The 14556-nt window shown below is 67.8% G+C and carries 12 protein-coding genes and 1 tRNA gene; 1 reads left to right on the top strand and 12 read right to left on the bottom strand.

The features are described from left to right. Position 1 precedes the first annotated feature (1 nt). From gspK to SPYCA_RS01285, 11 genes are all read right to left on the bottom strand, one after another. The gene (gspK, locus tag SPYCA_RS01335; RefSeq protein ID WP_120218669.1) at positions 2–1006 is read right to left on the bottom strand and encodes a type II secretion system minor pseudopilin GspK; all 1005 of its coding nucleotides are present in this window, start codon (positions 1004–1006) and stop codon (positions 2–4) included. After that, complete coding sequence (gspJ, locus tag SPYCA_RS01330) at positions 1003–1614, bottom strand: type II secretion system minor pseudopilin GspJ (protein ID WP_120218668.1); 612 nt, start codon at positions 1612–1614, stop codon at positions 1003–1005. Before gspJ ends, gspK begins: the two co-directional genes overlap by 4 nt. Beyond that, positions 1611–1988, bottom strand: coding sequence for a type II secretion system minor pseudopilin GspI (gspI, locus tag SPYCA_RS01325; protein WP_120218667.1), 378 nt, complete (start codon positions 1986–1988; stop codon positions 1611–1613). The genes gspJ and gspI overlap by 4 nt, the downstream gene beginning before the upstream one ends. Further along, on the bottom strand, positions 1978–2466 hold the full coding sequence (locus tag SPYCA_RS01320; protein WP_120218666.1) for a GspH/FimT family pseudopilin: 489 nt from the start codon (positions 2464–2466) through the stop codon (positions 1978–1980). Before SPYCA_RS01320 ends, gspI begins: the two co-directional genes overlap by 11 nt. Further along, positions 2441–2947: a type II secretion system major pseudopilin GspG gene (gene gspG, locus SPYCA_RS01315; RefSeq protein ID WP_120218665.1), complete on the bottom strand. Its 507-nt coding sequence runs from the start codon at positions 2945–2947 to the stop codon at positions 2441–2443. Before gspG ends, SPYCA_RS01320 begins: the two co-directional genes overlap by 26 nt. 3 nt (positions 2948–2950) lie before the next feature. Next, positions 2951–4168, bottom strand: coding sequence for a type II secretion system inner membrane protein GspF (gene gspF / locus SPYCA_RS01310; protein WP_120222088.1), 1218 nt, complete (start codon positions 4166–4168; stop codon positions 2951–2953). Then, complete coding sequence (locus SPYCA_RS01305) at positions 4161–5654, bottom strand: GspE/PulE family protein (RefSeq protein ID WP_120218664.1); 1494 nt, start codon at positions 5652–5654, stop codon at positions 4161–4163. The genes gspF and SPYCA_RS01305 overlap by 8 nt, the downstream gene beginning before the upstream one ends. Continuing rightward, on the bottom strand, positions 5651–7849 hold the full coding sequence (gene gspD / locus SPYCA_RS01300) for a type II secretion system secretin GspD (RefSeq protein WP_120218663.1): 2199 nt from the start codon (positions 7847–7849) through the stop codon (positions 5651–5653). Before gspD ends, SPYCA_RS01305 begins: the two co-directional genes overlap by 4 nt. Before the next feature lie 5 nt (positions 7850–7854). Continuing rightward, entirely contained in the window at positions 7855–8724 is an 870-nt protein-coding gene (locus SPYCA_RS01295; protein ID WP_120218662.1) for a type II secretion system protein N, read from the bottom strand. A 164-nt stretch (positions 8725–8888) separates the two neighbouring features. After that, positions 8889–11582, bottom strand: a complete 2694-nt coding sequence (locus tag SPYCA_RS01290; protein ID WP_120218661.1) for a TonB-dependent receptor domain-containing protein — start codon at positions 11580–11582, stop codon at positions 8889–8891. Positions 11583–11665: 83 nt separating this feature from the next. Beyond that, entirely contained in the window at positions 11666–13249 is a 1584-nt protein-coding gene (locus SPYCA_RS01285; RefSeq protein WP_120218660.1) for a hypothetical protein, read from the bottom strand. 316 nt (positions 13250–13565) lie between these two features. On the opposite strand from SPYCA_RS01285, the gene SPYCA_RS01280 reads away from it, so the two are divergent. Then, a tRNA-Leu gene (locus SPYCA_RS01280) sits at positions 13566–13652 on the top strand. Between the two features lie 28 nt (positions 13653–13680). On the opposite strand, the gene SPYCA_RS01275 is transcribed toward SPYCA_RS01280, so the two are convergent. Continuing rightward, complete coding sequence (locus SPYCA_RS01275; RefSeq protein ID WP_120218659.1) at positions 13681–14523, bottom strand: MmyB family transcriptional regulator; 843 nt, start codon at positions 14521–14523, stop codon at positions 13681–13683. Positions 14524–14556 lie beyond the last annotated feature (33 nt).

The following is a 14556-nucleotide window of genomic DNA, read 5'->3' as shown; positions in this document are numbered from 1 at the left end:
GTCAGTCGCTCTCGCCCCAGTCGCGGCGCACGATCACGGGCGGGGCCATGCCGGCCGATGGCGCGCCGCCATTGGCGTCGATGAGCGAAACTGCCGTCAAGAACCCGTCCCCCATCGTCACATTCGTCGTCAGCATCAGCCAGCGGCTCGTCACCGCCGCCTGCTCGGCGACATCGGTCGGCGGCTTGCGGCGATCGAACGCCGGCGCCTCCCAGAATCGTACGCTGCTGCCATAGCCGCCCGCGGGCCGCGCGGCTAGCGCCGCCCGCGCCGTCGCAAGATCGATTTCGCCGGGCCACAGCATCGCGACGAGCGGCGCCTGTCCGGCGGCGAGCGTGTTGACGTTGAGCTTTACCGGGTCGGTCGAGGGCAGCACGCAGACCCAGGGTTCCAGCCGCGCGTAGATTTTGGCGCTCACCCCGCGCACCGCGCGCAGCTCGCTGACATGCGCCATCTTGCGGTTCGCGGGCAGATAGGCGCCGGGCATCGCGCGATAGACATTGTCCTCGGCGCCGAGCCGTCCTTCATTGCTGTCGCTGTCGATCCAGTCGGCGGTGGCGCCCGCGATCGCCTGCGCCTCGCCGTCCTCGATGCCGATGAGGGTCATCAGCGCCGCGAATTGCCGCTGCGCCCCCATGCGCTGCGTCAGGCGCCCCGGCACCGTTTCGGCGACCAGGCTGTTGAGGTTGAAGCAATTGTTGGCGTCGGTCAGCCGCGCGCGGCCTTCGCCGCCGGGCAGCGGCAGCACGAAATCGCGCCCCAGCCAGTCGCCCGCGAGCGTCAGTTTCGCCGGATCGCGCCCGACCAGATCGGCGACGCGGCCGAGCGCAATCTGTTCGGCAGCGAAGCTGTAGGCGCGCCCCTGATCGACCGTCGCCGCGCTGCCCGCGATCCGCGTCGCCAGCGTCAGCCGGTCGAGCGCGGTCGCCGCGATCACCGCCATCACGGCGACGAGCAGCAGGACGCTGAGCAAGGCCGCGCCGCGTTCGCCCGGCGAGGGTGTCATGGCGCCTCCCCCGCGATTGCAGGCGGCGGGAGCAAGGTCGGCGCGGTGAGGAACAGCATCGTCAGCGGCGCGCGGCCCGTGCGGCTGATCCGCACCTCGACCGCGCGCGGCAGGCGGTCGCCCGGTTCGGACGTCCAGCTCTCGCTCCAGCTCCCCGCCGCGTCGCGATAGCGCACCCGCGCCGCCGCCACCGCGTCCAGCAGCCGGTCGCCCTCGCCCAGCGCGGTGCCGTCGAGCATCGGCTGCGTCGCGCGGCGCCATTCGCCGCCGACGAGCGCATAGCCGACGCGCTCGACCGCGGGCCGCGGGCTGCCCTCCAATGCTGCCGCGCCCGCATGGACAAAGGCAAAGCCGGTCGCGGTCCCGACGAACGCCGGCACCGCCTCGCCCGCCGGCCCTCGCGTCGGGCGCTGCACTGACTGCGCCAGATCGTTCGCCATCACCGCGCGCACGCGGTTCATCCCGCTCATCCCCTTGAGCCGCTCCTGCACCGCATCCTGCGTGTCGATGCTGCTGCGAAGCAGGCCGACGCCCATCGCCGCGATCGCCGCGAACAGCGACAGCGCAACGAGCATCTCGACGAGGGTGAAGCCGCGTTGATCGTTCATCGCGCGGGCCGGATGATCGTCAGCGCCGCCTGCCCGCCGCCGCCTTCGGGCCGGACGAGCAGGTCGATGCGCAGCAGCGCGGCGTCGGCGGTCTTCGTCACGCGCTGATCGATGCGCCAGTTGCGCCCGGCGTTGGCGACGCCGATCGCGCTGTTGCCGATCGTCGGCGGCGCGGGGTCGGTCCACAGCTCGACCGCGCGATTCTGCGCGACGATGCCCGCGACGGTGCTGACATCGAGGTCGCCCGCGGTGCGCACCGCATAGGCGTCGAGCCGCACGAGCGTCAGCGCGGCGATGCTGATGATGCTGAGCGCCACCAGCATTTCGAGCAGGGTGAAGCCGCCTTCGCCCCGATGCGGCCCGTCAGCGCCCACGGCTGACCTCCCCCGTCGCCGACACGCGGACGATTTCGCGCGCATCGCCGCCCGACAGGATCACCGCCTGCGGTGTCGGACTGGTGCCGACGCGATCGAACAGGATGCGCGCGACCGCCTGCCCGCCCTCGGCCGAAAAGGACACCTCGGCGGGCCAGCTCCGCTGTTCAAAGGGGCGGCCGGGCAGCGGCTGCCATTCGCCCGCGATCCGCCGTTCAAAGCCGTAACCCGACGGCGCGAAGCGCACCGCGACGCTGCGCCCCTCGATCACCGCGACGTCGCGCGCGGCGGCGAGGCGCGCGGCGAGCCGGTCGGCCTCGCTGCGCACGCTGCGTTCCTCGCCGGGGATCGTCAGCACCACCGCGGCCGCCGCGAGCGCCAGTATCGCGAGCACGACCATCAGTTCGACCAGCGTGAATCCGTTGGCGTCGGGACGCGCGCGCGCGCGGGCTTCAGCCCTCGCTGCGAATATCCGCATTCTCGTCGGTCCCGCCAGGGGCGCCGTCGGCGCCGAGCGACCAGACGTCGAACGCCTTGCCGTTCGGCCCGGGCGCCTGATAATTATAGGGGCGGCCCCACGGATCCTCGGGCAGCTTCTTGATATAACCGCCGCGGCGATAGCGTTCGGGCTGCGCGAGCGCGGGCGGCGGGGTGACCAGCGCATTCAGCCCGTCGGTCGAGGCCGGATAGCTCAGATTGTCGAGCCGATATTGCTCCAGCGCGGTTTCGAGCGTCGCAATGTCGGCCTTGGCCTTCGTCACCATCGCGCGATCCTGGCTGGGCAGGACGTTGATCATCACCACCGTCGCGAGCAGCCCGATGATGAAGATGACGACCATCAGTTCGGTCAGCGTGAAACCGCGCTCGTCCCTTTGGCGGCGACGGGAAACCGGCGGACGACCCGCTCCTGAAAAGGAGGTGTCGAGCATCAGGCGAAGGAAAAGCTGCATCAGCGACATTTATTACAGTCCGGCTAGATTCTGCAACTGAAGGATCGGCAGCAGAATGGCGAGGATGATGAGAGCCACGCATGACCCCATAACGACGATTATGACAGGTTCGAGAAGCGCCATCGACGCGGCGGTGAAACGGTCGAACTCGCGCTCCAGATAATCGGCCGCGCGTTCGAGCATCACCTCCAGCCGCCCGGCGCTTTCGCCGCTCGCGGTCATGTAAACGAGCAGCGGCGGAAACACCCCGGCATCGCGGAGCGCCGCCGACAGGCTGCCGCCCGCGCGCACCTGATCGACGATCGTCGCGGTCGCCCCCGCGAGCGCGGCGTTGCGGATCGTCGGCAAGGTCAGGCGCAGCCCTTCGACGAGCGGCAGGCGGCTCGACACCATCGTCGCGAGCGTGCGGGCAAAGCGCGCAGCGTAAAGATCGCGGAGCAGGCGGCCGAGCAGCGGCAGGCGCAAGAGCCGCGCATCGACGCGCGCCTTGAACGCCGGCCGCCGCATCGCCGCCACCCAGCCGAACGCCGCGGCGGCCATCAGCAGCGCGATCAGCCACCACCAGTTCGCGGCAAAGCTGGACACGCCGATCACCGCGCGCGTCAGAAAGGGCAATTGCTGGCCGGTGTCGGTGAATTGTTCGACGACGCGCGGAACGACAAAGATCATCAGCGCCGCGACGACGCCGATCGCGACGACCGCGAGCACGATCGGATAAGCGAGCGCGGCGATCAGCTTGCCGCGCACCTCGGCCTGGCGTTCGAGCAGGTCGGCGAGGCGCGCGAGGATCACTGTCAGGCTGCCCGTCGTTTCGCCCGCCGCGACCATCGCGCGATAGAGCGGCGGAAAGCTCGCCGGCTGGCGCGCCATCGCGTCGGCAAGGCGGCGCCCTTCGAGCAGCCCGGCGTGGACATCGCCGATCACCGCGCGCGCGCTTTCGGCCTCGCTCTGGCGCGTCAAGGTGCGCAGCGCCTCTTCGAGCGGCGCGACTTCGGCGAGCGTCGCGAGCTGGCGCGTGAACAGCGCCAGTTCCTTGCGGCCGAGACGGTCCTTGCGAAAGGCGAGCAGCGAGCGGCCCGACGTCGCCTTCGTTCCCGCCACCTCGACCGCGACGATGTGGAACTTGCGCGCGACCAGGCTGGCGCGCGCGGCATCGTCGTTCGCGGCGGTCAGCCGCCCCTTGCGCTCGCGGCCTGCGGGATCGATCGCCACATAGCGATAATCAGGCATCGACATCCTCGCGCCGCGCGACACGGATTGCTTCCTCGGCGGTCGTCAGCCCCTTCGCGACCATCGCGCGCGCCGCCGAAGCGAGCGTCGGCGATTTCAGAAAGGCGTGCTTCGCGATCATCGCTTCGTCGCCGCCGGCGTAGATATAGCGGCGCACCGTCTCGTCGACCCTGATCGCCTCGAACACGCCGATGCGGCCCTTGAAACCGGTGCCGCCGCACGCCTCGCACCCCTTCGGCCGCCAGATGACGGTGCCGATGTCGAGCCCCAGCATCGCGGCGATGCTGTTGTCGGCCTGCACCGGTTCGCGGCACTGGTCGCACAGCTTGCGCACCAGCCGCTGCGCGATCACCGCGCGCAGGGTCGAGGCAAGCAGGAAAGGTTCGACCTTCAAATCTTTCAGGCGCGTGATCGCCCCCACCGCATCATTGGTGTGGACGGTCGAGAGCACGAGATGACCGGTGAGCGAGGCCTGCACCGCAATGTCGGCGGTCTCGCGGTCGCGGATTTCGCCGACCATCACGACATCGGGATCCTGGCGCAGGATCGCGCGCAGTCCCGCGGCGAAATCGAGCCCGACCTTGGCGTTCACCTGTGTCTGCCCGACGCCATCGACGGCATATTCGACCGGGTCTTCGACCGTCAGGATATTGCGCTGGCCGTCGTTGAGCTGTTTGAGCGCCGCATAGAGCGTCGTCGTCTTGCCCGATCCGGTCGGCCCGGTGACGAGGATGATGCCATTGGGTTCGGCCAGCGCCTCGCGCAAGATCCGGTCCGCCTCGCCCGTCAGGCCGAGTATGTCGAAGTCGATCCCGGCGGCCTCCTTGTCGAGGATACGCATCACGACGCGCTCGCCCGCGCGGCTGGGGAGCGTCGAAACGCGCACATCGACCGCCTTGCCCGCGAGCGTCAGCGCGATGCGCCCGTCCTGCGGCACGCGGCGTTCGGCGATGTCGAGCCGCGCCATCACCTTGATGCGGCTGACAACAACCGGCGCGACGTGCGGCGGCATCCTGAGATGCTCGCGCAGCACGCCGTCGGCGCGCATCCGCACGACCAGCCCGCTTTCATAGGGCTCGATATGGATGTCGCTGACCCCCTGCCGCACCGCTTCGGCGATGATCGCGTTGATCAGGCGGATCGCGGGGGCGTCGTCGGCGCTGTCGAGCAGGTCTTCGGCGCTGGGGATGCCGAGGTCGAGCCCGTCGCCGCCAACCGCCCCCGCCATCGCCGCCGCCGAGCTGTCGACCGCATAATGGTCCGAGAGCAGCCGGTCGAAATCGGCGGCATCGGCGGTCGCGACGCGCAGCGGCTGCGCGAGGTGGCGCTTGACCTCGATCAGCACCGCCGGATCGCTGCCTTCGCGCAGGGTCGCGAGCCAGACGCCGTCGTCACCCGGCGCGATGACGACGCCATGCGCGCGCGCAAAACCATAGGGGATGTCGACCGGCGCCGTTGCGGGCGCGGCCGGTTCGCTGTCGCTCACGGAATGTCTCCGGTGGGAGGGGCGGGGGCCTCGGAAACCGATGGCGGCACGTCGGTCTGGATCACCGCGCCGTCCGCGCCGCGCAGCGCGGGCAGATTGACCGGGCCGACGGTGACGTCGTCCGGGGTCGGCGGCGACGGCGGCGTCGTCCCCATATAATCGCGCACCAGCGTGTCGATCGCGGGTTCGACATCGGGGTTTCGTTCGAGCTGGAAATTGCGGATATAGCCATAGCGGCGCGCGGTGAGCGCGGCATTGTCCGCGCGGCTTTTCAGGATCGTCGGGCGGATGAAGACCATCAGATTGGTTTTCGACCGCGTGCGGCTCCGCGATTTGAACAGTTCGCCGAGCAGCGGAATATCGCTCAAAAGCGGAATGCGTTCGATCGTCCGACGCTCATCATCGTTGAGCAGTCCGCCGATCGCAAGGATTTCGCCATCGTCGACCGTGAGCACCGTCTCGAACGACCGCTTGTTGAGGATGAGGTCGCTGTTGCGCGAGGACACCGGGCCCGCGACGCTCGACACTTCCTGGCGCAGGAACATCTTCACTTCGCCCGCGCCATTGACCTGCGGCGTCACTTCCAGCTTGATGCCCACCTCTTCGCGCTGGACGGTGCGGAAGGCGTTTTCGAAATTGTCGCCCAGCTGTTCGCCGGTGGTGATCGGCACATCCTGTCCGACAAGGAACTTGGCAGGCTGATTGTCGAGCGTCACGATATGCGGGGTCGCGAGCAGGTTCGACGTCGTGTCCGATTTCACCGCGTTGATGATCGCGCCGAAGATCGTGTTCTTGCCGATGTCGCCCGCAAAACCCGCGAAGCCGCCGGTCGCCGAAAGCAGCTGCGCCGCCGCCGCTTCCTGCAAGGCATCGCCGAGCGCGCTCGTCGTCTGGGTGACGACGGTGGTGCCGTCGGTCGTCGTCGTTTCCTCGGTGATTTGCGTCGAAGCATAGGCGCCGCCCAGCGTGAGGATATTGGGCGAGGCATTGCTGTAGCTGGTCGCGACGAAGGGGATATTCTTGCCGCCGAGCAGGAACTGGACGCCGAGCCGCTTTGCCGCATCGTCGCCGATTTCGACGACGATCGCCTCGACCAGCACCTGCTGACGCCGCGCGTCGAGCTGACGGATCAGCTCGCCGAGCATCCGTTGCACTTCGCTGTTCGCCGCGACGATGATCGCGTTGGCGCCCTCATAGCGTGTGACGATCGCCGGGCCGCGCGTCGAGATGCTGCCCGTCCCCCCGGCGCCGGTTGAGGCGGACGCGGGCGCTGCGGCGGCGGGCGCGGCATTGCTGCCACCGTCGGAAGACGATGATGATGCAGGCGGCAACCCCGCCTTTTGCGCCGGGTCGCTTCCGCCGCCGATCAGCTGTTGCAGCGTCGGCAGCAAGGTTTCGGCATTGGCATGTTCGAGCCAGTAGACGCGCAGCTCGGTGCCGCCCGCCGCCTTGGCGTCGAGTTCGTTCGCCATCGCGACGAAGCGCGTCACAAGCGCCTGATCGCCGCGCAGCGCAATCGCGTTGCTGCTGTCGATCGGCACGATCGCGACGGGCGCGCGCGCACCCTCGCCCGCCGCGGGGACCAGCGCCTGCAGCGCGGCGGCGATCTCGCGCGCGCCGGCATTTTTGAGCGTGACGATCTGGCTGGTCGAGCTGTCGCGGTCGATGCTCGCGGCGAGCGCGCGGATGCGGCGGATATTGTCGGCGAAGTCGGCGACCACCAGGCTGTTGGCGTTGCGGTTGGCGGTGAGCGAGCCCTGCGCGCTGACCAGCGGGCGCAATGTTTCGACCGCCGCCACCGCGTCGATATGCTTGAGGCGGATGATTTCGGTGACGAACTGGTTCTGCGCCGCGCCGCCGCTGCCGATGCGGCCCGGCTGCGCCGCGGCGCCGTCGATCGGCTGGACGCGGTAGCTGCCGTTCGGTCCCGGCACCGCGACCAGACCGTTGGAGCGCAGGGTCGCGAGGAAAATCTCGAAATACTCGCTGCGCGACAGCGGCCGGTCGGTGACGACCGACACCTTGCCGTTGACGCGCCCGTCGATGACGAAGGTGCGCCCGGTGATCCGCGCCGCATCCTGGATGAAAGCGCGAATATCGGCGTCGCGCACGTTCAGCGTATATTGCGCGATCGCCGACGCGGGGCTTGCGGAAATGAGCGCGGCGGCGAGCATCAGGGACAGTTTGAGACGCATAATACCTATTGCTTCGAGAGGAAGATGGCGACGGGCACGACGCTGGCGCCGCGTTCGACTTCGAGCGCGATGCGCGCGCCCGGCACGAGCTGGTTGGCGAGTGCGGCGGCGTCGCTCGCCGATCCGACCGGGCGGCCGCCGACCGCCCGGATGACGTCGCCCGGCCGCAGCCCCGCGGCGCGGAAAGTCGCGCCGTCGCCCTGCGGCTGGACGACGATGCCCGTGACGCGGCCGTTCTCGGTGCGCGGCGCGAAAGCCACCCCTGCCTTGATCGCCGCGGCGGTCAGTTCGCCGCCCGCCGTCGCCGCGCCAACCTCGGCGGTCGGCGCGGGCAGCGGCGTCGCGGGGCTGGCGACCGGCGCCGCGCCGCTCTGATCGAGGAAGAGGCTTTCGCGCGCGCCGCCGCGATCGAGCAGCACATGGTCGAAGGCGACGCCCGCGAGCTTCAACCCCGGCGCGATCTCGTCGCCGACGGCATAGCTCGCCTGCACTCCGTCCTCGCCCGCGATGATCGCCGAACCGCCACCGGTCGCTTCGTTCAAGTTGATGCCAAAGAGGGTCAGGCCAGCCGACGTGACGGTCGCCGCCGCCGGCCCCTGCGCCGCCCCACGGAAAAAGGGATCGAGGCTGGTGAACAGCGCGCGCCGTTCGGCGGGCGAGGCGATCACTGCCGTCTGCGGCTGCCACGCGCCGAGCGGCGATACGGGGGTCAGCAGCACCCACAAGAGCCGCACCGCCTGCCACACGAGCAGCGCGCCGAGCAGGCCGACCAGCAGCTGCGGCCAGATCGCGCGCGGCGAACGTCCGCGCGCGCGCAGCCATGATGGTAGCGCGCGCGGCAACCGAACGGCCGATCGGGGCATCAGCGTCGCCATGTGATTTTACCTGTCCCCCAACTGATAGGCTGCGCCTCGCGAATCGCCTAGGGGCGATTGGTGACAATCAGTTGACGGGAAGATTACAGTTTTTTGTCATCCGGGCGAGTCCGGTGCGGCGGAGCGCTAAAGCCCCTCCCCTTCAGGGGAGGGCGTGGATTGTCTCAAAACTTGATCGACGCGCTAAGCGAGAAGGTCCGGCCCAGCTTGTAGCGGTTGAGGAAGATGCGATTGTCGCCCGCTTCCTGCACTTCCTTATAGGTGCGCCCGGTCAGATTGCGCGCCTCGAACTTCAGTTCGATTTCCTTGTTCAGCAGGGTCACGCCCTGCCGCGCCACGAAATCGAGCGAGATGCCCGGCTTTTCGCGGATATCGGGCTGCTGCGACGGACCGCGGCTGGTGACGCGCGGGCTGGCATAGGTGACAAGCAGCGTCTGCTGCGACAGCCTGTCCTGGTCCTCGAGCCCGATCTGGAAATTGACGATATGATCTGACTGGCCGGTCAGCGGCGAGCCGTCGAAGAAGAAGTCGGCGGCGTTGAGCGTGACGCCGTTGATCACCGTCGTATCATCGGCGCCAACCTTCAGCTCGGACTTGGTATAGGTATAGTTGCCGATCAGCACGAGGCGGCGGCTCTGCCAGAAAGGCGCGTCCGACATCGTATCGAGCGGGACATATTTCTGCACTTCGATCTCAGCGCCATAGAGCGTCGCCTTCGGTGCGTTGGCAAAGCTCGAGTTGGCGACCGAATCGGTGCTGATCGAGGTGAAGGTTTCGATCGGCCGGTCGATCGACTTGTAGAAGCCCGCCAGCGTGAAACGCTGGTCCTTGGCGAAATACCATTCGTACCGCGCCTCGGCGTTCCACAGTTCGCTGTCGGTCAGCGACGGGTTGCCGCGGAACTCGCGGTTCGATTCGGGATCCTGATAGACTTGCGCGATCAACTCGCGGAACTGCGGACGCGCGATCGTCTTCGACCCGTTGAGGCGCAGCTGCATGTCGGGCGCGACTTCCCAGGTCAGCGTGACCGCGGGGAGCCAATAATCATTGTTGAGGTTCGTCGCGACGATCGCGCTGCTGCCCGTGTTGAACAGGTCGATCGGGCTCACCGTCTGCCTGGCATCCTCGTAACGCACGCCCGCGTTGATGTTGACTCCCGGAATGATCTCCGCCTGCACCTGGGCATAGCCCGCGTGCGTCGTCAGCGCCGCGTCGAACGCGGCGGTCCCGTCCTGCGCCGAGGTTTCGAGCAGCGAGATGTCGTAAAGCTGGATCGTCGCGTCGGAGAGCAGATAGTCGGGACGCAGCTGCGTGACCTCGACCGGCAGGTTCGATCCGCGGAACTGGAAAGCGCGGCGCACCGCGGTGCGGCTGGTGTCGCTATAGGCATAGCCGACCGTCGCGGTGATGCGCGGTGCCAGTTCATAGGACAGATCGACGCCGCCCGACCACAGATCCTCGTTCAGGTCCGAAAAGGCGATCGTCGCATCGCCGCGATTGCCGCCCAGATCGTTGACGAACTTGTTGCCGGTGGGATCCTGTTCGGTCGGCAGATTGGTGCGGACATAGGTGAAGCCGCGTTCATAGGGCGCCTCGCGCTGCGAATTGGCATAGCCGCCGCGCAGGTCGAGCTGGAGCCGGTCGAAATCGAACTCGGCGACGAGCTGCGTGTTGATGAGCTGGCGCTCGTACCAGGCCGTGTCCTGCTCCAGAATGTCGCGTTCGGACTGGTTGCGGTCGACGCCGAGGCCGAGGCGCGCCTGCTTCAGCGTGTCGCGGATGAACAAATTGGTCCAGCGGAACTTGTGATCGCCCAGCTCGAGCCCGAGGCCGAGCAGGCCGTTCACGACGATGCGGTTGTCGGTGATGACGCGGTTGAAGCTCGTCTGCGGATCGCCCGACAGATCCTGGTTGAGCGAGGTCTGTTGCAGCGTGTCGCGCGTGCGCCACTTGTTGCTGATCCCCATCGTCGCGATGATGCCCAGCTCGCCGTCGGGCAGCGCGATCGTCGTGCCGCCGGTGATGCCCGCCGACCAGTTGACCGGGATATGGTCGTTCTGCTGGAGCAGGCTCGTCTCGGCGTTGACCAGCTCCATCTGGATCGCTTCGAGATCGTCCTGCGTGAAATCGGCGCCCTCGAGGATGGGCTTGCCGCTGGCAAAGGCGGCCTTCAGGAGCGGCGGGACGTCGCGCGTACCGTCGTCGAAGCCCGTCCAGTCGGTGTCGCTGCCATAATAGGTATAGCCGAGCTCGTTCGTCGTTTCGCTGTCCCAGCCGATGCCGCCCGAAAAGGTCAGGAAGGTTTCGCGCGGGGTCGATTTGGTCGTGAGGTTGATGACGCCGCCGCCGAACTCGCCGGGGAAGTTCGCCGAATAGCTTTTCTGCACCAGCGTCGAATCGATGACGTTCGACGGGAAGAGGTCGAGCGGAACGACGCGCTTCAGCGGTTCGGGGCTGGGCAGCGGCGATCCGTTGAGCAACGCGAGCGAATAGCGGTCACCAAGACCGCGGACATAGACGAAACCGTTGCCGACGACCGACAGGCCGGTGACGCGCTGGAGCGAACCGGCGATGTCGCCCTCACCCGTCCGCGCGATGTCGGCCGACGACAGCACCGAAACGACTTCGGGCGTCGCACGCACGACATTGGGGGTGAAACGGCCCGTAACGACGATTTCGGCGTCGGCGCCGCCGGGGATCGAGACATCGGCTTCCTCGTCCTGCGCAGCCTCATCGGCGACGGGCTCGTCGGCCGCGGCCGGTGCCGGATCGGCGCTGCTGTCCTGCGCAAGCGCGGCAGGGGCGACAAGAGCGGAGCTAAGGAGGAGCAGGCTGGCGAAGATCGGCCGCTTGGTCATGGATTATGTCCCCAGGGATATTGTCAAGAAGGGAGCGGGCCGACCGTTGTGGCAGCCCGCTCCCCAGATTCGATCGCGGGCGATCAGGTCGTCGGGATGCCGGTGCAGCTGCCGCTCGACGTGCCGAAGTCCGCCGTCGCCGAGTTGCAGGTCCAACCCTGATACCAGCTGTCGTTGGCGTCACGGACCGCGCCGACATAGGCGGTCGTGTCGAAGAAGGCGTTCAACGTCTTCGCATCGAAGGGGGTGAAGCCGGTTTCGGTGGCGCCGTTGACGAACAGGTTGGTGAGGCTGGGCACATAGTTCGACCGGTTGTTGGTGCCGGCCTCGAAGATTGCCTGCACTTCGGCGTCGGTGACGCCGTTCGAACCGCGGAACGGCGTGCTGTTGCACTGGAGCGACACCGATTCGAAGCGCGGCGGACCCTGATCGTCCAGCGCCGGGTCGGCCGGGCGCGTCGTCGTCGCGCTGTCGATGCGCAGACAGCGGATGCCCGGCGCGACGATCAGGCCGTTGGCGAAGGTGTAGTCGGCGCCGCCGCGGATGCGGATCGCCGCGCCGTTACCCGCCGCATTGTTGCGCTGGATATAGGTGAAGTTCGACAGGGCGACGCGCTGGCGCGGCGTCGTGTCCTCGTTGCCGTCCGAGTCGATCTCCATCATCGAGTCGCCAACCGCACCACCGGCGCGCTGGACGCCGATGACATATTGGATGTTGCCCTGATAGCCGACGTCGGTGTCGAGGCCGTCATCCTCGGCGCCGGTGATGATCAGATGCTTCATATTGACCCGGCCGCCGAACACTTCGGCCCCATCGTCCGAGCTGTTGTGGATCTGGATATGGTCGATCTGCGTGCCCGACCCGACACCCGAAGGAGTGAGACCCTGCAGCTCGCTGTTCGCCGACAGGACGAAACCCGAATAGCGAATCTGGACATAGGACATGCGGCCCGAATTATCGTTCGCGGTGGCGCCGCCATAGAGGGCGTTCGTCGCGCCTTCGGTGTTGCGTTCGCACGCCGCCGTGCCGGGGGTCGCAGCGGGCGCGAGGCAGTCGGTGACCGGCGCGCGGCCGAGCAGGACGACGCCGCCCCACAGCTGCGACGTGTTATCGGTTGCGCTGCCGACGACGTTGCCGCGACCGGTGAAGACGATCGGCTGCGTCGGCGTGCCGACCGCGTCGATCTTGTTGCCGCGATTGACGGCGAGGAAGGACACGCCCGTCGCGCCAAAGATGGTGACGCCCGGATCGATCGTCAGCGTGACGTCGGCCGGGTCGCTGGCATCTTCAGTGGCGCCCTGGTCGGTGCCGACGTCGACGCGGCCGGGCAGCGAATAAATGACGCCCGCGACCTTCGGGATCGCGGTGGTCGAGTTGAAACGCGCGGGGAAGCCGCAGTTGCGCCAGGTGCCTTCATTGCCGGTGATCGTGCCGAGGTCGGTCAGCTGGTCGGCGCCGGCGATCGTCGGACAGCTTGCGGCCGGGGTCACGCCGGTCGGCGTCGGGGTCGGCGTGGGGGTCGGGGTTGGCGCGGGAGCCGGGGTCGGCGCGGGGACGACGATCACGCCTTCGCCCGGCGAGGCAACGCCGTCAGCGCCGCAAGCGGCCAGAATGGAACAGGCCACGCCGCTGAGCATGACCATACGAATGCGTGCGAAAGCCGCCATGAAAATCTCCGTTCCCGGTGTGCGCCCCAAAACGCGTTGAGCGGCGCCCCTGATGAAAAACATGCCGCGGGCGAGCGAAACTGCCCCTCGCCCCCGGTGACGCCGCCACTAGGGTGATTCGATGACGGTCTGACGCCAGAGCGGTGACAGTTGCGTGACGTTTCGGAGTCGGTTCGATGACAGGCGCCGTGGTGGCGGGCATCGCGCCTTCGCAGGCACAGAAATAAAAGCGGCGAAGCTCGCTTGCATCGCCCGGCAAGCTTTGCTAGGCGCCCGCTCCTACCTGGTGCCGGACCCGTCCGGACCATCATGATGTGCGGTCGTGGCGGAACTGGTAGACGCGCAACGTTGAGGTCGTTGTGGCCGAAAGGCCGTGGAAGTTCGAGTCTTCTCGACCGCACCATCTCACCCGATCGGGGCGATATCCGGCTTTATGGTTTCGCGGTGACCGTCGGCTCGCCGGGAACTGCATCGCTGCTCGCGAGCGCCTTCATCGCGGCGCGCGTCGGCTCGTCGGAAGGAAACCAGAGCTCCATGCGCAGCGACGCCAGCGTGACATCCTGAGGCAAGGCAAAGACACTCTGAATCGTGAAAAAGCGCATCACCCCCTGCGGCGTGTCGAAAACGAGGTTCAGATAGGGATCGGCCGAGGGCGTCGCGGGCTGCGACGGGCGCGGGCCGAAGCGTTCGATCATCGAGGCTTCGACGCGGTCGGCGCGCGGCTCGAGCGCGGGGCGCACCCATTGCTCGCGGCGCAACTGGTCGAGCAAAGCGCCGCCGCCGATCCACGGATCGCGCATAAAGCGGAACATGCCGCCGGGGTGGATCAAGGCGTCGATCATGCTGAACCCCAGCGACAGATCATCGAGCGCGGCGACGAAATCGGGCAGGTTCAGTCGCATCAGCCGCCGTGCGCTGCGGTTGGTGAGATGCGCCTGCCAGTCGGCGTCGAAAACCAGGCCGGGATAGGGTTCGTGCAGGTCGAGCGTGCGGTCGAGCGCCGCGATCGCGACCGCCAGCCTCGGGTCGCACGGCGAAACGTCGGGCGATGCAGGCGCATATCCCGCCGCCAGCAGCACCGCATTGCGCAGCGAAGGCGGCGCGTCCGCTTCGCCCAGCCACGCTTCAATCAGGTCGCGACTCGGGCGCGAGCGGCCGCTTTCGACGAAGCTGATATGTCGTTGCGATACATTCATGCGCAGCGAAAGTTCGAGCTGCGCGATGCCCGCGCGTTCACGAATGGCCTTCAGCATGGGCCCGAGGCGGCTGGTCATGGGTGCCGCCTATGTGACCCAAGGGCGTTCCGG

The sequence above is a fragment of the Sphingopyxis sp. FD7 genome (assembly GCF_003609835.1).
In the GTDB taxonomy this organism is placed as follows: domain Bacteria; phylum Pseudomonadota; class Alphaproteobacteria; order Sphingomonadales; family Sphingomonadaceae; genus Sphingopyxis.
The sequence above is the reverse complement of the archived record's forward strand: the minus strand, read 5'-3'. Positions and strand labels throughout refer to the sequence as shown.